18 protein-coding genes are annotated in these 23320 nt (G+C 58.1%); 9 read left to right on the top strand and 9 right to left on the bottom strand.

Going from position 1 to position 23320, the window contains the following annotated elements; genetic code table 11:
- Both HDE79_RS11515 and HDE79_RS11520 read right to left on the bottom strand, forming a co-directional pair.
- A partial coding sequence (locus HDE79_RS11515) for a hypothetical protein (protein WP_221440134.1) occupies nucleotides 1–1400 on the bottom strand: 1400 nt, incomplete at its 3' end.
- A 113-nt stretch (nucleotides 1401–1513) separates the two neighbouring features.
- A complete protein-coding gene (locus tag HDE79_RS11520) occupies nucleotides 1514–1933 on the bottom strand; it encodes a hypothetical protein (RefSeq protein WP_184602135.1) in 420 nt (139 codons plus the stop codon).
- A 461-nt stretch (nucleotides 1934–2394) separates the two neighbouring features.
- Here HDE79_RS11520 and HDE79_RS11525 point away from each other — a divergent pair, with 461 nt between their 5' ends.
- On the top strand, nucleotides 2395–3576 hold the full coding sequence (locus tag HDE79_RS11525) for an alginate lyase family protein (RefSeq protein ID WP_221440135.1): 1182 nt from the start codon (nucleotides 2395–2397) through the stop codon (nucleotides 3574–3576).
- A 672-nt stretch (nucleotides 3577–4248) separates the two neighbouring features.
- On the opposite strand, the gene HDE79_RS11530 is transcribed toward HDE79_RS11525, so the two are convergent.
- Nucleotides 4249–4905 carry an MAPEG family protein gene (locus HDE79_RS11530; protein ID WP_184602137.1) on the bottom strand — a complete coding sequence of 219 codons (657 nt, stop codon included), beginning with the start codon at nucleotides 4903–4905 and terminating at the stop codon, nucleotides 4249–4251.
- 316 nt (nucleotides 4906–5221) lie between these two features.
- Here HDE79_RS11530 and HDE79_RS11535 point away from each other — a divergent pair, with 316 nt between their 5' ends.
- Both HDE79_RS11535 and HDE79_RS11540 read left to right on the top strand, forming a co-directional pair.
- Nucleotides 5222–6028 carry an AraC family transcriptional regulator gene (locus HDE79_RS11535; RefSeq protein ID WP_184602138.1) on the top strand — a complete coding sequence of 269 codons (807 nt, stop codon included), beginning with the start codon at nucleotides 5222–5224 and terminating at the stop codon, nucleotides 6026–6028.
- 60 nt (nucleotides 6029–6088) lie between these two features.
- Nucleotides 6089–7963 carry a hypothetical protein gene (locus tag HDE79_RS11540; protein ID WP_184602139.1) on the top strand — a complete coding sequence of 625 codons (1875 nt, stop codon included), beginning with the start codon at nucleotides 6089–6091 and terminating at the stop codon, nucleotides 7961–7963.
- Between the two features lie 458 nt (nucleotides 7964–8421).
- On the opposite strand, the gene HDE79_RS11545 is transcribed toward HDE79_RS11540, so the two are convergent.
- From HDE79_RS11545 to HDE79_RS11570, 6 genes are all read right to left on the bottom strand, one after another.
- Nucleotides 8422–8640 (bottom strand): hypothetical protein, encoded by a 219-nt coding sequence (locus HDE79_RS11545; protein ID WP_184602140.1) that lies wholly within the window; start codon nucleotides 8638–8640, stop codon nucleotides 8422–8424.
- A gap of 192 nt (nucleotides 8641–8832) precedes the next feature.
- The gene (locus HDE79_RS11550) at nucleotides 8833–9618 is read right to left on the bottom strand and encodes a LytTR family DNA-binding domain-containing protein (protein WP_184602141.1); all 786 of its coding nucleotides are present in this window, start codon (nucleotides 9616–9618) and stop codon (nucleotides 8833–8835) included.
- Entirely contained in the window at nucleotides 9599–10717 is a 1119-nt protein-coding gene (locus HDE79_RS11555) for a histidine kinase (RefSeq protein WP_184602142.1), read from the bottom strand. Before HDE79_RS11555 ends, HDE79_RS11550 begins: the two co-directional genes overlap by 20 nt.
- Nucleotides 10718–10770: 53 nt before the next feature.
- On the bottom strand, nucleotides 10771–11943 hold the full coding sequence (locus tag HDE79_RS11560) for a hypothetical protein (RefSeq protein ID WP_184602143.1): 1173 nt from the start codon (nucleotides 11941–11943) through the stop codon (nucleotides 10771–10773).
- Nucleotides 11944–12331: 388 nt separating this feature from the next.
- Nucleotides 12332–13729, bottom strand: a complete 1398-nt coding sequence (locus HDE79_RS11565; protein ID WP_184602144.1) for an FAD/NAD(P)-binding protein — start codon at nucleotides 13727–13729, stop codon at nucleotides 12332–12334.
- 332 nt (nucleotides 13730–14061) lie between these two features.
- Entirely contained in the window at nucleotides 14062–14610 is a 549-nt protein-coding gene (locus tag HDE79_RS11570) for a cysteine dioxygenase family protein (protein WP_184602145.1), read from the bottom strand.
- A gap of 572 nt (nucleotides 14611–15182) precedes the next feature.
- Between HDE79_RS11570 and HDE79_RS11575 the strand changes: the two genes are divergently transcribed.
- The 6 genes from HDE79_RS11575 to HDE79_RS11600 all read left to right on the top strand — a co-directional run bounded on the left by HDE79_RS11575 (nucleotide 15183) and on the right by HDE79_RS11600 (nucleotide 23201).
- Nucleotides 15183–17435 (top strand): TonB-dependent receptor, encoded by a 2253-nt coding sequence (locus HDE79_RS11575; protein ID WP_184602146.1) that lies wholly within the window; start codon nucleotides 15183–15185, stop codon nucleotides 17433–17435.
- Nucleotides 17425–18816 carry an APC family permease gene (locus HDE79_RS11580; RefSeq protein WP_184602147.1) on the top strand — a complete coding sequence of 464 codons (1392 nt, stop codon included), beginning with the start codon at nucleotides 17425–17427 and terminating at the stop codon, nucleotides 18814–18816. Before HDE79_RS11575 ends, HDE79_RS11580 begins: the two co-directional genes overlap by 11 nt.
- Nucleotides 18813–19730, top strand: coding sequence for an alpha/beta hydrolase (locus HDE79_RS11585; protein WP_184602148.1), 918 nt, complete (start codon nucleotides 18813–18815; stop codon nucleotides 19728–19730). Before HDE79_RS11580 ends, HDE79_RS11585 begins: the two co-directional genes overlap by 4 nt.
- A 37-nt stretch (nucleotides 19731–19767) precedes the next feature.
- The gene (locus HDE79_RS11590; protein ID WP_221440136.1) at nucleotides 19768–21105 is read left to right on the top strand and encodes a hypothetical protein; all 1338 of its coding nucleotides are present in this window, start codon (nucleotides 19768–19770) and stop codon (nucleotides 21103–21105) included.
- A 46-nt stretch (nucleotides 21106–21151) separates the two neighbouring features.
- Nucleotides 21152–22300, top strand: a complete 1149-nt coding sequence (locus HDE79_RS11595; RefSeq protein WP_221440137.1) for a P1 family peptidase — start codon at nucleotides 21152–21154, stop codon at nucleotides 22298–22300.
- Nucleotides 22301–22409: 109 nt separating this feature from the next.
- A complete protein-coding gene (locus tag HDE79_RS11600) occupies nucleotides 22410–23201 on the top strand; it encodes a hypothetical protein (protein ID WP_184602149.1) in 792 nt (263 codons plus the stop codon).
- The last annotated feature ends 119 nt before the right edge of the window (nucleotides 23202–23320 follow it).

Below are 23320 nucleotides of genomic sequence, written 5' to 3' on the forward strand. Positions count from 1 at the left end.
AGACTGCCTGCACTGCCACCGCCGATGCCGCCATCCGTGATGGCGCCAGCAAACACCGTGGAGTCCGCGGTGCCGACGGTCAGGGCATGACTGCCGAGAGCAACGATGCTTCCAGCTGCACCGCTGAGATCCTGCAACGTCTCCGCACTTGCCTGGGAGATATCCAGCGTGGCACCGGTACCGGTCAGGGCGACACCGCTGCTGGAGGCGATACTGCCGGCAACGCCACTGCTGTTAGTGCCCAGATACAGTGTGCTGCCGGTGCCGATCGTGGTCGCGCCGGTGTACGTGGTATTGGCAAGCAAGGTGAGCGGCAGGTTGCCGATCTGTTGCAGCGAACCGCTGCCGCTGATATTGGAGAGCGAGACGGCGGTGACGCCATCCACGGCACCAGCCGTGTTGTCGACAATCAGTGTGCCGTTGTCCGTGATGCGATCGGTGCTCAAACCGTTGGCGCTGTCGGCAGTGAGCAAGCTGCTGTTACCGCCGGAACTGTTGTAATAGCCGACGTAAAAGTCGACATTGGCCGGAATGCTGCTGGCATCGCCTTGTGTGCCATCGCCAAGCTGCAGGATAGTGCCGGCATCGATCTGGGTGAGGCCGTTGTAATACTCGCCCTGGGTAAAAATCACGTGGTTGGCGTTGGACGCGTTGCCGGTGATGACGATATCGCCGATACCGGGGGTGCTGAGTGAGCCAAAGTATTGGCCGCCGCCGATGGCGGTATTGAGCGTGGTCGTGCCGTTATAGTCGAACCCGAGAATGCCGTTGTTGTGCAGGTTGATGTAGGTGTTCTCCGAGTTGCCGGAGATAAACATCTGGCTGGTGGTGCCGTCGCCGAACTGCACGACGGAGCCTTCGATATTCACCCCGCGCTCGGAAGCATTGCCGGCTAGCGTGGTGAAATTCAGCTTGGCATTGGACAGGCTCGGGTCGTCATCGTTGCCAGAGTCGCTGTAGCTGTAGACCCCGCGAAACATGACGAGGCCGGTATAGGCATTGAGATTGATGTCGTTTTCAAAACCGACTTCCCAGATGTTCTGCGTGATATCGATCTTGCCCGGCAGACCCAGCACCGGCACGGGCGTTTCTGGCAGATACGAAGTCTTGATAACAATAAAATCCGTATCGGGCGTGCTTCCGTACTCACCGTGGTTGCCGATATTGGCGCCATCCTCCAAGAAGAGCGACGGTCCCGTATACGTGTTCACGCCATACAGACCTATGCCGCCATTGCCGCCAGGGCTGATCACAGTAATGCCGCCGCTGCCGCTGACCGATCCGGTCAGCGTTATGACTCCCGAGTCGGCCTCGTCCAGCAGCAGTGTGCCGTTGTCGAGAATATCCGTGCCGTGGCCGTTGTCGGTACCGGGACCGGTACCGGCAACGCCTAAGTTCACGCCACCGGCGGTGGCATTGCCAAGTTGCAGCGTGGTGTTGTTGCCGATCGTCAGCGAGGGGGGATCGGGATTGTTGACGGCGATGACGCCGCCATGGAAAACGTTCGGGCTGGTCAGGCCGTCGTAGGTAACAGGGGCAGTAAAATTGACGTATCGTAGTAGGTGGTCTGCGTCTGTTGGGAAACGGGTAGCGTGTAGGTGGTTGACTGGGTAAGAATGAGCTTCGAGGCGCCATTGGGCGAATCGATGGTCAGCGTTCCGGTGCCAGAGATGACACCACTGTAGGTAGTGACGCCGGTCGGCAGGTTGATGGTGTAGTTGCCGCCCTGCAACGAAATGTCGTCATTCGCCGTGACCAGACTGGTGATGTCACCGCCGGCGCTGGGTGTGGTGACCTGCGCGAATGCGTCGACGCTGGTGGCGGCCAGCGCGATGCCAAGCATCACCACGAGTCGCTTTCTGGCGGGCTCGCCCTGACCGGACTTTTCTCTCAGCCAACGACCGTTATTGCCGACACCGACAACGTGCTTCATCTGCTTGTCCCCTGACCTAGATTTATCAAATGAAGATGTCTAGGGGCTTCCTGCGACGAGCCAGGGTATCAAGAGGCCCGAACCTCGGTCCGGAGCCGTCTGCCCCTGCCCTTATCCAGCAATTGCGTGCGATGCCCCCAGCATCGATCTGCCGCATCCTGCGATGTCGGAAGATCACCGACAATTATGAAATCGCGTATCGCGATTCATGTTTCTCCAATTTGCGACGCTCTCGTCAATTCGGACCATTCCTAAGTCAAGTTTCCCCTGCTGTGACATTGTTCCGATTTTCGGAAACGCTGAAACCAGAAGTGGGCCGCTCCTGACATCGCTCGATAGCCTCGTCATTACTCAGTCATGTACTGACATATACATTCGCGACCTTCGTTGACTTTGTCCGGATACTCCCGTCTTGAGCTTCCCGGGAATGCAAATAAATTCTTAAGGGACGGAGCTGAAAATTGAATCTTCCATTCAAGACTATCGCCTGCCATTTCGGCGTTGTGATGATGACCGTGCTGACCGCACCTTCTGTGCTGGCACAGTCCTTCGTTCACCCTGGTGCCTTGCACACCCAAGCTGACTTCGACCGAATGAAGACCAAGGTCGCACAAGGTGCTCAGCCGTGGCTGGATGGGTGGAACATGCTTATCAAGAACCCGCATGCGTCATTGAGCTGGACACCACGCCCCGTCGACGTCGTCTATCGAGGCAAGATCGGAAACCATCCGCAAAATTACTCTGCGCTGTTTAACGACGCTGCCGCTGCTTACGCACTCGCTTTGCGCTGGAAGGTGAGTGGTGACGATGCCTATGCCGACAAAGCCGTGGCCATTCTGGATGCTTGGTCAAAGACGTTGACCAGGATCGACGGAACCTCGGACAAATACCTGGCATCTGGCCTTTATGGTTATGAGTTTGCCAATGCGGCAGAGATCATGCGCACCTACAGGAAATGGCCAGCGCGTGATTTCGATCGGTTCAAGAAGACGATGCTCGACGTTTTCTATTCGATGAACCACGACTTTCTGATGAACCACAACGGCGCGAAGATCGACCACTACTGGGCCAACTGGGACCTGTGCAACCTGGACTCCATGATGGCCATTGGCATCCTTACAGATCGACGCGACATCTATGATGAGGCGGTCGACTACTTCAAGCATGGCAAGGGCAATGGCGCCATAGACAAGATGGTGTGGAAGATCTACCCGGATGGTCTTGCGCAGACGCAGGAAAGCGGACGCGATCAAGGTCACAGCACGCTCGATGTCTCCGAGCTTGGCGTGCTAAGCCAGATGGCCTGGAATCAGCACGATGACCTTTTCGGTTATGACGATAACCGTATCCTGAAAGGTGTTGAATACATCGCAAAGTACAACCTTGGCTATGACGTTCCATACACTACGTACGCCAACAGTGACGTCACACAGGACGTCATCTCCAATATGGGAAGGGGCGCCACCCGCCCGACGTGGGAGCTTTTCTACAATCACTATGTGGTGCTGAAGGGCCTTGATGCGCCATATATAACTACGTGGGCTAACAAGGTGCGCCCCGAGGGTGGCGGTGGCAACTATGGACCGAATAGCAGTGGCTTTGATCAGCTTGGCTACGGCACTCTGACCTTCACGTTGAAATAGCAGTGGAAAGGCTGTGCAACCCGCATCACACAGTTTCGACGAGGGATAACAACCTGCAGATAGTCTGGATTAAAGCTTGGACCGCGGCTTTTGCACTCCAGGCGTCAAGCTTCCACCCGTCTGCGGACGCAAATTCCCCCTGAACCCGCCTGTTCCAGACCAATCTGGCAGTCCCTGATGCTTTGGTCCTTGCAGATGTTCTTGCAGGTGTTCAGCAAAGCGTTCCCTGATGGTTGTTCTACCTTGATCTTTCAAAGTGGGCTGCTCTTTCGTGATCCATGTACTGCCTTGAAATGTGTTGCTCTTGAAATAGGGATCAGTGCTTGGCGCAGCGTGGATTACATCCACCCTGCCGGTTGCCTGCTTGGCAAAACGGACGGAAACGACATCCCATAAGGCGCCCGCAGCGGAACCCGGGCGGGCCAACGGGCCATATTTTTTCCCTGCTTTATCAGTCGTGGTCAAGCGATCGAATAAACCATTACCCATTTCCTGGCGAACATCCCGGCCGGCATTTGTTGCACCTTTGGTGATCAGGCTTTCACGTAATGCTTGGGGCTCTTTCCATTTCGCCGACGTGGTGTATTGAAATCGTTCCTTGAGGTAATTGAAGCTGTTCGGGTGTCCGGCGTAGTTATGTATGGCGTTTCCGTTTACCTCAGCCTGAACCCTTCAATCCAGCCGCGCGACGCGTGATTCGCGGTTGATCCAGACCAGGTAGATTTCACCGACGACAAACAGACCGATCACGAACACGGCGCCGGCGATGCCGGCCACATCGTCAGCGAAGCGCGCGCATACGTAAAGCAATACCAACAGGCTCTGTACCACCCCGACCAGGCCCGGGGTACGAAACAGCGGCCCTTGGTGATAGCCGATCCAGAATACGAAGCGCGCAAGGATCCAGACGACGGTGGTCGCTGCCACGGCGCGCATGGATGCACCGTCGTCGCAATAATGCGCAAGCCCCAGCAGCCCTGGAATGAACAGCAACAGTTGTTCCACTGTATTTTGCAGATAGCGCAGGTTGACCTTCATGCGCGCCGATTCAGCACCCGCCAGTGGATTGACGGCGGCAGTGACGAGACGCTCATGCGATACAGCTTCGATACCGAGTAGCAGACAAAGCAGCACGGCCACGCAACAGCAACCTATAGCGAACCACAGTCGATCCGGCCATGCCTGCATATCCGGCAGCGGGGACAGACCGTAACGCAGTGCCAGCCAAACGAAGAGGGCAATGGGTGCGGCGATCGGCAGGCCGCGCATCAACGTTTTCCGTTGAGCGTGCAGATTCTGCGGGTCGTCGTGGTTGCTTGCCTCGTTCATACCGTCACCTCTGGCGGAAGCTCTGACCAGCATGTGTGGTCCGGGCCTCAGGCGCAAGTTGGCTCATTCAATAAATATCGAGTAATGCCTCAGTGAAACGGTCCGCCTGGTGGCATGACGTTACAAGGCACGCGGGAATCTCCCCTGCTTCAATAACAAGTTTCTAGCCGATCGACGCTTCGCTGGCTACGCTACGGTCACGACTGTCCATGACCAATCCGAAGGGATACGCTCGGAGTCACCAGGGGCGCCGTTTTTCAACGTCCTGTTCATGGGTAATCTAACGCCCTGAGCGTGAAAAATAGGACCGACTTGGGTGACTCTGAAGGCTGGGACATTACACGCTGCTGAGAGTGCTCAGCACAAGATCGATGGCTTCATCGTTCATGACGGCGTGTATCCGCCGTCGCTAACCATCAAACGCCACGATCATGAACTCGCCAGTGTCTGTGTGGTGATGGCAGGTGGCTACCACGAATCCTTCGGCCGGAAGGAACGCTACGTCATACCTGGAACAGTCATTGTTCATCCAGCCGGCGAGCATCACGCAGACCGTCATGAAGCGGTTCAGACGCGCATCCTGACGATTGAGATAGAGGCTGCGCGTCTCGCCGCATTAAGACCGGAGACGCGGGTTTTCGACGATTCGTGGCACCGGAAGGACGACGTTCTTGCGATCTTCGGCGCCCGCGTTGGCCGCGAAATGAGGCGCCGGGATACGGTGTCTGCGCTGGCGATCGAGAGCCTCGTTCTTGAACTCGTTGCGACAGTAGATCACGCCCACCTTGCAGAGGTTCGTGGCGCCCGCTGGCTGCTGCGGGTTCGCGATTATCTGGAGGCGAATACGGACGGTGTGCCTTCCATGGATCAGCTCGCGGCCGTCGCCGATGTCCATCCTGTGCATGTCGCGCGCGCCTTCAGGCGGACGTTTGGATGTAGCGTCGGAACCTATGCGCGTCGTTTGCAAGTCGCGCGGGCCGTGACATTGTTGCAAGACGGGCGTGAAAGTCTTTCGACGATTGCCCATCAAATCGGCTTCGCGGATCAAAGTCACATGAGCCGAATGGTGCGCGCACACACGGGCCTGACACCGGGCACTTGGCGCCGTCATGACGAGGCTTAGCCCACCCGATGTTTCGCACGTTCAAGACGGCAGCAACGCCGAGCGAATATTTTGTCGGCCATGAAGCTCAATCCATCCATGTTCCTTCCGCTCCTTATGGTGGCGATGCTCTTTCTCTCCTCTCCTCCTGCCACCGCGCAAAATGAGGATAAGGCCACGGCGATTCTGACGGCCATGCGACAAGCCTCCGGCGGTGACCATTGGGAGGGGATTCGGACTCTTCATACGGTCATGAACATGAGCTCAGGTGGGCAGACTGTCCGCGCCGAAAGCTGGGAAGATGTGGCGACGGGGCGTTACATGGATCGCTATGTTCGATCCAATTTTACGACGCAGCATGGGTTTGACGGCGTAACGCCATGGCGGCAGGCCCGTAGCGGCATCGCCTACTCCTTGGGTGATGTCGACGCCGCACTTGTCGCCGCCGATGAAGCCTTCCGTGTGGCGCGCGGATGGTGGTTTCCCGAACGTCGCCCCGCGACCATCCGCTTCGTCGGCGTGCGCAACGAAAACGGGCGGAGTTTCGATGTGTTGGACATAACGCCGGAAGGCGGGCGAATGTTTGAAGCCTGGATTGATCAGGCGACGCATCTGCTGGCCCGCACCGACGAGCAACAGGCTGAAGATCGCGTCGTCACGACCTATTCGGACTATCGTCTCGTACATGGCGTCGTGCTGCCTTTCGCGATCAGATCGGGCGACGGCGGCGATCCCACGTTTGACGATGTGGCGACCGTCCAGTCCGTCGACGTGAATCCCGACATCACAGACGGCCTGTATTCGGTTCCCCCTCTTCCTCCCTCCGACATCGTGTTGCCGCCGCACAAGGATAGCGTGGAGGTACCCTTTCGCCTGACGGCGGACAACCGTATTTTCGTGCCTCTGACAGTCGATGGGCATAAGATCTTCAGCGCCGAGTTCGACAGCGGGGGCAGCCTGATCCTGCAACCCGCTGCAGTGGCGGCGTTGAACATCGGCGTCGTCGGCCGTATGCAAGCCAGAGGTGGTGGTGAGGGCACAGGCCCCATCTCAACCAGCGGACGTCTGGGACAGGTAGCGCTCGGCGATGCAGTGATTAATGACGTGGCTTTCCACAGCATGGCCTTCGACGCTGGAGTCCCCGACAAGGCGCTTGTGGGCTTGGAGATATTGCAGCGCTTCGTCGTCCGGTTCGATTTCGACCGACAGACAATGACCCTGACCCGGCCTGATGCCTTCACCTACAGTGGCGTCGGCGCGGTGATTCCATTTCATTTTCAGGATAACCAGCCCGAGGTCAAGGGAGCCATCGACGGGATCGCGGGGCTTTTCACCATCGATACCGGCGATAACGGCTCTCTATTGCTGATTGCGCCCTTCGCCCGGCGTTACGGCTTGGTGGAGCGCTATCACGCCGACCTGCCTTATACAGGGCAGGCCCTTGGCGCCACCCACGGCGTGTGGGCTCGTAAACGGGTGGGAACGGTTTCCTTCGATGGTCCGGATGGTCGATCGCTGGCCGTCGTCCACGCCCCGGTCACGCGCATCTCGCTTCAGCACTCGGGCTTTGATGCCAACCGCAACGTCTCGGCCAATATTGGGCTCGGCATTCTCAAGCAGTTCAATCTGACCTTCGATTACGCTCGCCAACGGATCATCCTGGAGGCCAACCACCTCTATGGTCAGAAGGACGTATTCAACCGGGCTGGTCTCCGCTTGCTGCGCAAAGGAAATATCTGGTCCGTGAGCGCTGTCTATTCCGACAGCCCTGCCGCCGATGCGGGCATCAAGGTTGGTGAAGTGGTATCCCTCATCGATGGCCAAGGCCCAGATGCGCTCAGCCAAGAACAACTCTGGAGCAAGCTGGAGGGTGCTTTAGGGGCCCGGCTGGAGCTGCAGATGGCAACACCGGGCAATGTGCGCTTCGTAACAGTGATCCTGCGGGATATTCTTTAAATACCGAAAAGGGTGGCATAGACAGTATTCGCGTCACCGCGTGCTGATTGCTTTCGAAAAATATCTCTGAACGCTTTTGTTGGATCGTGAGTCAACAGGAGATAGAAGATTCAATGCGATCACTGATCATCAGCAACGCACTGACCTGCGCCTACAGGAATAAGTGTTCCAATGAATCGGAATCCGCAACTAAGACTGGATGTGGATTTGACAGGCTCGGCTTGCGCTCGAGAGATTTATTACCGAAGGCCTGCCCTACTCGCTCTGATGGCGATCAGACCCAGAACCACTTGATGGCTAGCGTAATGGGATATTTCAGGTTGGTGGCGTAGCCGAAATTCGCTGGAGTGACCTCACACCTCGTAGCCAAGATTGGCAATCGGCTCTGCCGTATAGGGCATCAACGAGCCATTTGGTGCGCCTGATCTGGACGCACCAAAGGCCACAAGCTAGGTCAATCAATGACCGTTGTGCTTGTGCGCGTGCTTCTTTGCAGCGTGTTCGGCGTGTTCAATGGCGTGAAGTTTGTGGCCATGAGCCAAATGGGCGTGTTGACTCGCTTGCTCGTGATGGCCAGCTTCTGAATGCTTGGCTGCTTCACGATGATGCTTGGCTGCTTCGTCAAGATGCTTGGCTGCTTCGTGGTGATGATGATGAATTTCGTGCTGGTCGCTCATGGATAGCTCCTTCATCAGTGGTATTCCCGATCCACAGGAGGATCGGGAATACCGAAGGTAGATACATACGGTGACATTGGTGTGACCTCGCACTCAATGAGTGCTACCAAGCTCGAATGCCATTGCCGATAACGCCCCAATATAGCTTCATGCGGCGACCTTAAAAGGTGTACATAGCACTAACGTACCCCGCTACAGTGACTGCCCAAGACGCCTTTCGAGCAGGGAGCGATAGGTGCGACTCACTCGTGTCTGTCCACCATGCTTGAGCACCACATCGAACTCACCATGGGAGCTCTGCTCCATGCGCAGGATGCTGTCGATGTTGACGATTGACGAGCGGTGAACGCGCACGAAAAGCTGGGGATTCAAGTTCTCTGCCAACTCATTGAGCGAGGCTCGATAGAGGATCGGCCTTCCGGCGACATGCAGGTTGACGTAGACACCGGCGCCTTCGATCCAGTCGATATCGGCAACGCGAACCAGATGAGTCACACCGTTCGACTTCAACACCAGGCGGTCGAGGTAGCGTTCGGACTCGGCTCGCTCCGAAAACATCCGCGTCACATGCTGACCAAAGGCCTGTAACTGTCTTTCCGCCAGCCGTGTCTTTGCCCGTGCCAAGGTCGCTTCCAGACGCTCATCGCTGAAAGGCTTCAGCAAATAATCCAGTGCGTTGGATTCGAATGCATCAATCGCATGCTGGTCGTAGGCCGTAACAAAAACGGTCAATGGCATATGCGAAGGCCCGATGGTCTGGATAACGCCCATGCCGTCCAACTCGGGCATCTGCACATCGAGAAACACCATGTCGGGCCGTTCTTGCTCGATGCGAATGACAGCCTGGAGGCCATCGCTCGCTTCGATCAACGACGTCACCTGGACGTCCTGCTTCAGCACATCGACGAGGCGCTGGCGAGCCGGCGCCTCGTCATCGACGACCAGCACACGGAGAGTTTCAGGCGATTTGCCGATCATGGCTTGCTTGATGAATGTGCAGTGGAAACAGGATATCGACTTCGGTGCCACCTTCCGCGCGTCGATGAATGGCAAAACGACTGGAACCATCTGCATAGCTGGCGATACGTTCGCGGGTCACCGACAAACCTACGCCTTGCCGGCTGCCATTGGGCCAGTCGGGCGGAAGCCCAACGCCGTCGTCGATCACTTGAATATGCAGTTGCTGGTCAAGCCGCTCGGCAACCAAGGTGACCGTTCCGCCGTTCGCGCGGGGCGACAGCCCATGGCGGATGGCATTTTCCACCAGCGGTTGCAGAAACATGCTCGGAACCATGGCCCGTTTCACGTCGTCGGATACGCTTAGATCCAGCCTGAGGCTGTCGCCGAAGCGAATCTTTTGAATGGCCAGGTAATGATCGAGGAAAGCAAGTTCGTCCGTGAAGGGAACCTCTTTCCTGCTCTGCGGTGCGAGGGAAAGACGCAGAAGATCGCCCAAATGCTCGATCATGGTACGCGCCAGCTTTGGCTCGCGCTCCAGCTGCGCGGAAATGGTGTTGAGCGCATTGAACAGGAAATGCGGATCCAGCTGCATACGCAAGCCGTTGAGGCGGGCCTCCGAAAAATTCCGTTCCAGTCGCTGCACCTGCAATGCAGCCGAAACGTAGCGCTGCTGATAGGCATAGGCCTGGCATACGCCCACGATCAAGCCATAAACCAACATGCTCCAGAACATGCCGTGGATGGCGCCCAACAGTATGTCGACATGCAGCAGTCTCGACCAAGGTTGCAGCTGCATCGCCGTCGCGATGGCGGCCGACACATACCCATATGCCACCACCGCCAGCGGCCCCAGCAGCAGATGGGCAATGATGCGATAGCCCAACTGGCTGCCGGTGAACGGTAGTCGTCTATCCAGAGCGTTTATCAGCGGTGTCAGCAATCCCCATGACCACCACTGCGCCAGCGACGATAACAATACATGTTGCCACTCGCCGCCCTGTGCCCGCTGCGACAAAGCGAAGACGCCGGCCACGGCCGTCCAGAAGCCGATAGCCAGGATGAACGAGTGCCATCGCTGAAGAGGCGGCACAACGGTCTGGGAGGGAGATGTTTCCATGGTTATCACCATAGACCTTCGATGTGCCACGTTCCAGAACTGGCGCGCCACCTTCAAGGTGCAATCTTCACGCGCTTGAGGTCATCCAGGCGCAGCTCGACACCCCACCCATATTTATCCGACATATCCGGGGTATTACTGCGGATCGCGATCACCACATCGTTCGCGCCCTTGTGCAACGGCAGGTCGAATGATCCGTTGTCGATCGACAGGCGGCCATCGGGTTCTTTTCGCTGCCCCGGTGTGTTGTACAGATTCTTGTCGGTGTAGACGAGCTTGCCATTGGCGAATACCCACACCTCGCGCAACCAGCCGATCGATAGGTGTTTGGTTTGATCGCGATCGGATTCCAGGCGAGTCTTCAGCCAGGCGATCACCGGAATCTTGCGATCGCTATTGGCACCGTAGTGCCGAGCCAGATTGATCAGGCCGTTTCCTTCGGCATGAATCGTTGTCCACTCTGCCGAGGCCGACGGTATGCCAGCAGCATCCGGTTCGCCGCCTTCGGCGAGCAGCGTAAGGGATGCCAATTCCCAAACACGCAGATACCGTTGATCGCTTGCAGTGGGGTCAGCCATCGGCTCGGGCGACAGACCCTCGACCGCGTTCGGCGTCACGGTCAAGTTGGCAAATGTCGCCGGGCCGCTCAACTCAATACCGCCGGCAAGCGTATCCCCCTCCAACCGCTCCACGCTCAGCGATGGCGTGGATTGACGGTTGACGTAAACATTCATGCGTCGTCCGGAAATCACCAGCTTGATGTGATTCCATTGGTTTTCCAGGAACGGCGCCGGTTTTTGATATTGGATATAGGTATCCCACAACATGCGTCCGTGCGTAACTGGTGTGTATTGCAGGCAGTCCTGTGCCGCAGGGCAATTCGGCCCAACGCGTATGTAGAATTCTTCCGCCGTATTCGCATCGCGCTGACGGAACCGAATGCCCGGCATGTCTTCACCGATCGCTTTCATGTCGAACTCGATCGTACCATCGCTGAACGACAAATCCTTCAGCGCCGCGGGCTCCTTCGAGCTGTCGCCACTCAAGCTCAGCAGCCCTTGCGGGAAGCCTTCTTTCTTGACGAATTTCGCGTCACCCTGCACCTGCCATCGATCTGCCGTGAAAGGCACGGAGATCGAGGCGGCCACCGCAGCGGCCGGCAACGGGGTCACCAGCACCGTGCCGAGCAGCGCAAGGGGCATAACGGCAAGCTGACGATAAAGCATGGCATTTCCTGGCAGCGGTCTGATTGACCGCCAGGCGATGCTAGCGGTCGAACATGGCCGTTACCGAGCGAAATGTTGCGAGCCGGTCGCAGGGTGTTGCCAAATGGACCGACCTCTCCCCGGGACTGAGTAGTGAGCAGCTTTCGAGCCAATGCATCTAGTGACGTCGCCATTGGGTTGAGCTTTGAACTGGCTTGTCACTCACGGGCCGGTTCGCTCCTCGACATCCAGTGCGCCGCAGTATCCCTCAGCAGTATCCCTCAGCTGAGACTGCGCGAAAACTGCCTTGTGCAAAAAATGCAGACATCGGATTTATGATGCATGGATAGTCTCGCTGATCTAAGTTTCTATCCGTCAATGTTGTATTGCGTTTAGTTGAACCCGGGACTTACCTGGAAGAAGCACCGCCGACGACGCCGAATGGTAGAACCGTGTCGGTCAGTCGGTTGGCCACACTGTGTGCCGCTTTACGAATCTCCGGCATGGCCGTGCATTCCCATAAGCCGCCACGAAGCAGAGAGCCAAGTGCATATAAGCCTGGCTGAGCTCTGCCATCGCGGCTCAGTATTTGGCCGTCTATTTCGGTGGCTATACCGAGCTGGAGAGGATCTGGCACCACCATCCCATTTTCCAGAAGCCTGGATATCAGAGGATGCTCTGTGTATGCACAAGCCGTGTCCAGACCTGTCGCCTGGATGACGAGATCGGATTCCAGGATACTGTTCAGCTGAGAAGCACGATCACGGATCGTCAGCCGCAACGGCGCAATGCCCTCGACACGTAGCACCCTCGCAGCCAGGATCCCTAGCCGCCCCTCTTCACGCAGCTGTTCGATCGCGTCATGTGAAGCGGGGGGTACTCGATGGCGCCCTGCTTCCCAAACCCAGCGCACGTGCCGCAGAAACTGCCACCGCTGCCTTGTTGTAAGGCCCTGCCAAAGGAGACTGTTGATCGGCCGTAGACCGTCAACGACGCTACGCCAGTCTCCGGCATGTTCGGTAATCGCACGTCGAATCTTACGGACGATCTGCGGAATGCTGGGAGTACTTAGAAGATCGTCGTTGAGCGTTTGCTGGTCGGGATATGGATCAAGCCCGTCTCGGGCGTGTACCGAGGGCAAGAGACCATGCCGGGAGACGGCAACCATTTGGGCGTTAGGCCAACGCGTGGATACCGTGAGGAGGGTGTCGACTGCTGTAAGCCCGGTGCCGATGACAACGACTCGACGCGGATTGCGCGCGTCACTCGCCAGGTTCCAGGGATCGAGTTTGTATGCGCCACTCTCACGAGCTTCTGATGTGACACATCTGAGAGCGCGAGGCGGTAGCGCACCGAGCGCCAAGACAGCGCCATCCACTTCGATCCTTCTTCCATCGTGCAAGGCGATGCTATACCGGTCATCGCCCGCTGGGGCGATGTCTACCGCACTCGCGCGATGTATCTCCACGGATTGTCCTTGTTGACGCGCAGAATGGATGAGCGCAGCGACTTGGGCCTGGACAAAATCGCCAAATAGACGGCGAGGAAGAAAATCCGAGCCGCTGACGCTCGCCAGTTCGCCGCTCGCATGCTCCAGAAAATCGTAGGGCTGGTGCAGAAAAAGCCCCATCTTGTCGGCGCGAACATTCAACAGGTGACGGTCGTCATCCGTGCTGTATGCCACGCCCCGACCCGGTGAGGACGCACCGACGATCCAGTGAATCGTGCAGGCGCGTTTACGCTGAAGGAGTTCACCAAATACGGCAGCGCCTGCGGCGCCGCCACCGATGATTGCGATGTCTGTCATGGCCTATCCCCACCTGGTTGCGCACAACGTGTGTTGTGGTGCTTCTTCAACTTCAGTCAAGCACGCGCATCGTTAAACTTGCGTATGATTTTTCGCTCTTCCAAAGGAATTGAAAAGTCCATGTGGATATGCCAAATGGTCATTGGCATAGCACCGGAGCACAATGTATTTTCGCACTGCGCGCAGCTCTTTGGCGCCCTATATGAATTGCTCGACCAGCACTTTCTGAGAGCCGATAAGTGATCGACTTTGGATCGTCGCCGTAAGCAATGCAGGCGTCTTACGCGAATAGATGATGCACATTCTTCTACGTCGCATGCGTTCTGTACGCGTTACAGAGTTTCCGTAGACGTTGATTTTCTCTCGCGCGTGGCGACCTCGTGGTCTGGATACACGTCGTACGACTGCAAAGAGCCCCCATAGATGTGAAGACTCAGCGCTGGAGACGACATGGATGGGTTGGAGCATGCGTGCGCGTAGGCGGCGTCTTCGAATATGGCTGCCGAATCGCAGGCAAGATCGATGGCTCTGACGGGGGTCACTGTTTCTCCGATGATCTCGAACTCGTCGACGTGAAGCGATCCCGAGAGAACAAGCTCAATGCCCCAAAGGCCATCATGATCGTGAACTGGCGTGTGATGACCCGGTGGCCAACCTATCAGGATGGCTGAGTAGTGCTCGCTTTCAGCAACCAGCCACCGTCGATAGAAAAATCGGGCTTCATCAGCTTTTTTCGCCAGTTCATTTCTAGCCTGTGTGCGATCTGTTGCCTTGCTAAGTGCTTCTGTAAGCAACGTAAGTCCGTGACGATCATGCGCATGGTGATCTTGCAGCAAGCGTTTGATCTCTTCTTGCCACGACTTGAGAGTTTTCTCTGACATGCACTGCGTCTGTAGGGATACCAAAATTGACCATAACGGATTCCCTGGGGAAGATGCCATAGCACAGTGCAGAACAAGACATTGCGCGGCTTTGATGGAATTGTCTCGCGGATAGCTTCCAGCTGCCAAGCCTACATGCCATGGTATTTGGCAATCACGATATAGACGGCCAAGTCTGTTTGAAGTGTTTTCGTATTTCCGAGTCACTTCGAGATGGGTGTAAGTGATGCAAATGGATCAACAGATCAACTGAGCACCTAGCAGTAAAGACGGCTTTTTATTATCTCTTCCTTGGTGGTCGCTTGCCGATCTTCATCAAAGTTATGGCCATAACCAAATAACTTCTAGTCATTGGTATAGCCGGAAAATCCGCTGCTAGGATCGCTGACAATGGGAACTGTCCGGGGCTATCAGCATGCGCCCTGCCGCTGTTCATGATGAACGAAACTGCCGACCCCGGACCGTTCCCTTCCCTGAAAAATATTCATCGCCGACATATCGGGCGAGCAGGACAGCCGTGACCGCGCTGAATGGTGCGCCATGAGTCAACACTTCAACTTAGGGATGGATACATGGGTAATACGTTCTACCGTCTAGCCATTGGTGCGATAAGTCTAGTCACCGCTGCCGGCATGGCTCACGCGCAGACATCCGCATCCCAGAATGACAATGGTGGTGAGCCTGCAGTGCCTGCCACGAAACAATTGAAAGCTGTTGTGGTGACTGCCCAGCGCCGAGAAGAAGAGGCGCAGAAAATCGGCATTGCACTCTCTGTGTTGCAGGGAAAAGAGCTCAAGGACCACAATGTCCAGAAGGTCAACGATCTGCAGAACGCTACACCGAGCCTTGAGGTCGAACCCGCGTTCGGTGGAGGCCAGCCTGAATTCCGACTCCGCGGGGTGGGCTTTTCTGACTACGCCTCGAACAACTCCTCGCCGGTCGGCGTCAGTTTCGATGGCGTCGCCTATGCCTTCTCGATCCAGACTCAGGGCCAGCTCTTCGACCTGGCGCGAGTAGAGGTGCTACGTGGACCGCAGGGTACGTTGTACGGACGCAACACCACCGGCGGCGCGATCAATTTCATCACCAACGCACCGACCAAGAACCTGCATGCCGGCGTCACCGCGTCGTATGGGAAGTATGGCGAATTGAGTACCGAGGCCTTTGTTTCCGGCTCCCTCAGCAGCACCGTGCGTGGGCGTCTGTCCGTCGCCAACGATCAGGGCGGCGCGTGGCAATACAACCGCGTTACCGATCAGTCACTGGGCACCAAACGTCAATACGCCTTGCGCGGACAACTCGACTGGGATGCTTCATCGATACTGAATTTTCATTTGAATGTGCATGGCGCGCGCGACAAATCGGACGAACAGGGGTTGTATCTGTTCGCTCCCTTCGCCACGGCTGGCGGCGCCGGCCCAACGGTGCCGGCAGACACCAGTTCGCGGGCAACGGGATGGGGCTTTCGGCCGCAGTTTCTGCAGTTGATCGGACAGTCCGCCGACGCCAAGCCACATCGCGACAACAGCAGCGGTGGTGTCGATGTGACGGCCAATCTGGATCTTGGCAGCGTAGCGCTAACCAGCATCACTGCATGGAACCGCATGCTGCGACGTGAACTCAGCGATTGGGACGCCACTCAATATGCGGAGTCCGACGAATACTTCCACAGCAACATCAATGTGTTCTCGCAGGAGCTGCGCCTGAGCTCGCAGGATCAGGGTCCGTGGAGCTGGGTCACCGGGCTGTATTACTCACACGACACGCTGGATGAGCGCTTCTATTCCGACTTCACCAATGTGCTCGGCGGGATAGCAAGAACCTCGTATCGGCAAACTGACGATACCGTGGGCTTGTTTGGCCAGGCCAGCTACCAATTCAACGAGCAGTGGAAGCTGACCCTGGGTGCGCGCGAGGAACACGAATCGCGCGACCTGACCGATCTGTCCACGGCGTTCCTGACCCCCGTCTACACCCCTTTCATCACCAACCAGAATCGCTCGCAGGTTACCAATGAGCCCTCCGGCAAGGCCGAGCTGGATTTCCAGCAGAGTCCTGGCACGCTGTACTACGGCTCGATCAGCCGCGGGGTGAAATCCGGCGGATTCACCGCTTACAACACCACCAATCCGGCACAACTGGCCGCGTTCAAACCCGAGGTATTGAATGCCTATGAGCTGGGTTTCAAGAGTGACCTGAGCTCGAGCCTGCGTCTGAATGGCTCGATCTTTCACTACGACTACCGCAATCAGCAGGTGCTCTCGACGGTCTACGACCCGGTCTCCGGCGGTCCGATCGGGCGTATCACCAATGCGCCGAAATCGAAAATCGACGGCGCTGAACTCGAGGCCTTGTGGCGGCCGCTGGACAACTTGGAGATCACGCAATACCTCGGCTACAAAAAGGGCAAGTATCTGAAATTCGACACCGTGGATGCGCAGGCCTCGATTGCTGCTGGTCACGAAGTCACCAAGAATTTCGCTGGCCAGCCGTTGAGCTTTCCCAAGTTGAGTTACGGCGGCTCGGTGGCCTATACGTGGCCGCTGGGCAGCTACCAGCTGCGCGCCGAAACGAATTACAGCTACCACGATACCTATACCGCGACGCCGCTGATTTTCACCCCGGCCTACGATATAGCCTCCTATTGGCTGGCGAACGCCAATCTCACTTTCAAGCCTGCTGCGGGGCCCTGGAGCGTGTCGCTGTGGGGTCGCAATATCTTCAACAGGCACTATGACCTCACGCGCAACTTTTTCATCAACGCACAGGTTGCAGCCGCGGGTGAGCCGGTGACCTACGGGGTCAGTTTCAGCTATGCCTACTAGCCGGGCCCGACAGCCCACGGGTCTGCACGAAGGCAGGCTCTCGCCGTGGGAAACGCTGGGACAATCGCTGGCGAGCATTGCGCCCACTGCGACCCCAGCCATGGTTGCACCGTTGGTACTGGCGGCATCGGGCAAGGGCTCATGGCTGGCCTATGCATTGGCCACCGTAGGCATCGTCGCGATTGCCGCAGGCATCAATTACTTCGCGCGCCAATCCTCGTCGCCGGGTTCGCTGTACGCGTTCGTGCATCGGTCCTTGGGCAAGTGGCCCAGTCTGATTACCGGTTGGGCGCTGCTGATTGCCTACACCGGAACGGCAGCAGCGGTGACCGGTGGCTTCACCAGCTACGCCTATTCGCTGTTCGCCGGAACCTCAACCGTGGGTTCTATCACGGCTGCAGTGATGACTTTGGGCGCGGTGCTCGCAGCCGGTGCGTTGGCTTATCGCGACGTGCAGATATCGGTGCGCTTGATGCTGGTGATCGAGGCTGTGTCCATCGCCCTGATCCTGGCCCTGTTCCTGATTCCGGGCCAGGGGTCGGCACTGCGCTTCGATGCCAGCCAGTTCCATCTGGATGCTCTGGCCGCGGGTCCGATTCGAGCCGGGCTGGTGTTGGCGATTTTCAGCTTTGTAGGCTTTGAAAGCGCGGCAGCGCTCGGCAGCGAGGCAGCTCGGCCACTCACAACGATTCCGCGCACGATAACGCTCACGGCGATCCTGTCCGGCCTGTTCTTCGTTTTTACCGCGTATGCCGAGAGCATTGGCTTCGGTACGCAGGTCGCCGACCTGGCTAATAACGGTGCGCCCTTGCAATGGCTGGCGCATCGCCGTGGCCTGGATTTTCTCGCGCCCCTGCTCGCCATCGGCTCGACGATCAGCTTCTTCGCCTGCACGCTGGCATGCATCACCGCTGCCGCACGGACCCTGTTCGCGCTGGCGCGCGACGGCTACCTGCATGCGCTTTACGCGCGCGCGCATGTGCACAACAAGACGCCGCACACCGCCGTCGTGCTGGCGGCCTCGTTGACGGTGATTCCTGCGCTGGCGCTGATCGTCGCAGGCACGGGTCCGTTCGATATCTATGGTTGGGTCGGCACGCTGGCCACCTATGGTTTTATCACCGCCTATATCGTCGTCACCCTCGCCGTGTTGCGGACAGTATTCACGCAGGGGCGACGAATCGTCCGCACGCTGATCTTCGCCATCGTAGCGCTGGTGGTGCTGGCCCTGGCGGGCTGGAGCGCTTTCGATCCCGCCGCCGTCGGCCCTTATCGCTGGCTGCCCTATCTGTATCTCACCTTGCTGTTGCTGGGGGTGCTGATTTCAGCACTTACCCCCGGTGCGCATATCTCCACCACCGCAGAGCAATCCACCTCATGAAACATCCGATCCGCCTGCTGTTCCTGTTGCTACTCAGTCTTGTTCCGCCGGCTTTTGCACAATCCAACGCTGCACATGCCAGCGATGATCTGACATCGCAGTTGATCAAGCTGCATTCGGGCATCACCCTGAACTATGTCGTGCAGGGCAAGGCCGATGGCCCAGTCATCGTGCTGTTGCATGGTGCGGGGGACTCCTGGCATTCCTATCAACGCGTATTGCCGCTGATTCCGTCGAGCTATCGCGTCTATGCCGTCACCCTGCGCGGGCATGGCCTGTCGGATCATCCCTCCACGGGTTACAGCCGCGCCGACTTTGCCGGGGATATTCTCGATCTGCTGGATCAACTCAAGATCCAGCACGCCACCCTGGTGGGACACTCGCTGGGTAGCTTCGTGGCACAGAGCGTGGCCGAACTCGACCAGGGCCGGCATATCGACCGCCTGGTATTGATCGGCTCGGCACCCGGCGCGCCCAGCAATCCGCAGGTGCGCGAGGCGATCCGTAGCGAGTTCAACGCGCTGCGTGATCCGATCGACTATACCTTCGCGCGCGACTTTCAAGCCAGCACCATCCAGGGATCTGTGCCGGCCTGGTTCTTCGAGGTGATGGTGGCTGAGGCGCAGCGGGTGCCAGCAGCCACCTGGCATGGCCTGGCGACCAGCCTGACCAGCGACGAGCCAACGGGTGCGCTGGGCAAGATCCAGGTGCCGACGCTAATCCTGTGGGGTGATCGGGATTCGATCTTCAATCGCGACGAACAGGACGCGCTGGTCAAGCACATCGCGCACGCCAAACTGCTGGTCTATCCCGGCACCGGCCATGCCCTGCATTGGGAGCAGCCGGTGAAGTTCAGCCACGACCTGCTCGCGTTTATCGCAGCGACGCCGAACCACACGACCAACCCGCACTGATACGACCGCACTAATTACGAGTCTAGGAATTCACCCCATGTCGTCATCGGCAGACCGCTTGCCACCCCTCACAATCGGCCCACACGAGCTGGATGCCTTGCGTGATCTGGGCAACTTTTCATTGACCGATGCGCTGTTCAATCGACGTTCGCGGCGTTTCTTCCGCGGCGCGGAGATTCCGGACGGACCGCTGCAATACCGTTCGAAGCATGCGCCCTTGCCCCTGTCAGACCTCGAACGCCTGCTCGTGCTGCTGGCGATGGGGGGCGTCACCGGCTGGTCGAATCTGATCACGCGTCATGATCGTTACGCGCCGCATCTGTCCAACTACTCCGGCTCGGCCAGCGGGCGCACAGGAATTTCGGCGGCGGGCTTTCAGACCAGCGAGATTTTCTTCACCGACGACAGTGGCACCTATATCTTCGAGACGCGCGATTTCGCGCCGCCGGTAGCACGTGGCGCCGATGGCAAGAATGATCTGGAGGCCTTGCTCAATGCGCACCAATCGCGCATTCGGCGGATTTCAAATGAGCGTATCCACTTGCCGCGGCGCGAACCCTATATGGAAGGCCATAACACCTGGGTCGCCAATGCGCCGGGGTCCCTGCTGGCGTTTCCGGTAGGCGACCTGGCCCAGCACACGCTGCTGAACCTGATCTTCTACGTGCAGAACGGCTTTTGCATCTACGACGATATCAATGGACGGCCCATTCCCGGTATCGAGGAGTTCGCCGACCTGGTCGACATCAAGCAGCCTTACCCGCTGAGCTTTGTCGATCAGTATTCACTGGCCGAACTGTCCGCCGAGTTGGCGGTATCTTCCTACAACGGCCAACTGCTGCTGCAGGCCATGGGCCTGGGCGGCTGGAGCTTCGATGGCATCGACCGGCTGAGCATACTCGGCGCCAGCGGTGACCCGCAGGTGCCAGGGCTGGGTTTCCGCTTCGACACCGATCCACGCTGGGCGCTGCCGAACCCTACTGGCCTGGAAGGTGTTTTCACCACGCTGACGCCGCCACATTATCCGGACATGCACGCCGCGCTGGATGCCCTGATCGAACGCAAGTACGGTACTGGCGGCCCGTTCCATCCGGATACTCCGGGCCCCTGGAGCGACAGTCCCGGCGTGCGCGCCAGCGCCCAGGTACACGATGCGCGCTTCCGTGCCTGCGTCGCCTTGCAGGCGCAATACGCCTACGACACCTTCGGCAAATTCCCGGCCACGATTCCGTCGACCTACATCCTGATGTATCTGCAGGCGCATCACCTGGACCTGGATTTCTACGACCGCAAATTCACACCAGGCGCCTATCTCGCCACGCATGCCGAGCATCTGCAGCGCTGGCATGCAGGCCACACCGATATCTCGGCATGACGGCATGCCGCGCTTTGCATCTCTCACCTCTGCCTGGAACAAGCCCATGACCTTGAGTCGACGTCGATTTCTGCAAGGACTCTCCGCTGCCGCCCTGGCCAGCCAGTGGTCGTGGTCTTTCGCTGGCACAACGCCGACGCCTGCGGGCGGCACGGCAGGCTACCGTACCGGCCCACGCAATCTGATCACCGATGTACCCGGCCTGCGTGTGGGCTTGGCGCAGGACGAGCGCGTACGCACCGGCACCACGGTGATCCTGCCGGACCAGCCCGTCGTGGCCGCCGTCGATGTGCGTGGTGGTGGCCCTGCCACCCGTGAAACCGATGCGCTGGGTGAACACAATCTGGTGCAAACGGTGGACGCCATCGTGCTCTCGGGTGGATCGGTGTATGGACTGGCGGCTGCCGATGGCGTCGCTGCATGGCTCGGTCAACACGGCAAAGGCTTCGCGCTGATCCCTGCAGCAGGCGTACCGGTATCGCCGATCGTGCCAGCAGCCAGCCTGTACGACCTGGCCGATGGCGGTGACAAGCAATGGGGCGGCGAACCGCCTTATCGGCAATTGGGACTGCTGGCGGCAACGCATGCCAGCGATCACTTCCCGCTGGGCACGGAAGGTGCCGGATACGGCGCCACCACGGGCTTTGGCAAGCTCAAGGGCGGCCTGGGTTCGGCTTCGGTCGTCGCCCCCGATGGCAGCACAGTCGGCGCGATTGTGGCGGTCAACAGTCTGGGCTCGGTGGTGGCGGCCGGCACCAATGCGTTCTGGGCCACGCCGTATGAACTCGGCAATGAATTCGGCGGCGGTGGTGGCAAGGCGCTGGCTCGCTTGCGCGCCCAACCGAACGACTGGCTCGTTGGCGCACTGGACGAGGGCCGTAAAAACACCACCCTGGCCTGCGTCGCCACCGATCTGGCACTGACGCGGGTGGAACTGCAGCGGGTGGCGATCATGGCGCACGACGGCATGGCACGTGCCATCCGTCCCGTGCACAGCCCTTTCGACGGCGATATCGTCTTCGCCGTGTCCACCGGCAAACGCGAACCGGGTGCCAACCGCGAACTCGCCGTGCTGCAGGTCGGCGCGCTGGCGGCCGACACACTCACCCGGGCCATCGCGCGTGGCGTCTACGCGGCAACCGTATGGCCTGGCAGCCCGGTGAAAAGCTGGGCATCTCTGCATAACGCCAGCTGAGTGTCGCCCAAGGCACGATCCAGCCTATCGAGACGCGGGTGTGCAAGCCGAGGAAATCCGACAGGGAGTAGCATCTGAACTTCTCACATGTCCCGAAGGATTTGCTGTCGTGAAGTCTTATCTGCTGATCGTTGCGATGTTGTATGCAGGTGCTGTCAGTGCAGAAGTGCCGACGGGTGACGACTACCTGGTACCACGATTCAGAGCAGGCCAGACCTTCAGTAACGTATTTTCCATTTTGCGTTCAATGAAGGCGGACGGTTATGACGAGCACGTTAGTCGCAATGGGGGTTCGGCCGATGACACTGTACTTTCTATTCGCCCTTCCGCCTGGCGCTTTAGCTCAACTTGGCGCTATGACGGGCAAGCCGGAGGGCATGATGAAGAGGAGCTACGGGATGGCGGCCGTACATATTGTTCCGTGAACGTTGGCGCCCAAGACAAATGCTCGCCATATCTGGAAGCTAGCGGGCTGACATACAACCCCACGCTTTGGGGTGTTCCACCGAAACAAGTGATCCAAGGCATGAAGTGGAACGTAGACCTGAAACAGGCTTGGGAACTCGGTGGCAAGAACGGCACTCAAATGGTGACCGTGATCCGTGTTGATCCATTGACTGACACCGTGACCTTGATGCGTGAGGGAACCTCCGAGGGAGGTTTTTCTGAAAGCGATGCGAACACGATACAACTTAGCCATGCTGACCAAACCGAAAAGTTTGACATCGTTCCGGGCGCATCGCACTGGAAGGGCTATACGACATTCGTCAAAGGTATAGTTTTTAGTGATGAACTTTTGGTGACGCGCAGTGATGTGCTACACGCTAAAAATGGCAAGACAGTGAACGCAATTGAGCGGCGCATCATGCTACTCAATAGCTCGCCATTTCCGACGCTCTGAGCAATCGCATATTTATATTGGTTCCCATTTCATTATTTTGATGCCGGAGCTCAAAATGAAATCCGGGAAGCAATTCGGCTAAACATGCTTTGTTACCGCATCTGCATGCAGGACGAAGG

Origin of the sequence: Rhodanobacter sp. MP1X3, from assembly GCF_014207165.1 — a bacterium.
In the GTDB taxonomy this organism is placed as follows: domain Bacteria; phylum Pseudomonadota; class Gammaproteobacteria; order Xanthomonadales; family Rhodanobacteraceae; genus Rhodanobacter.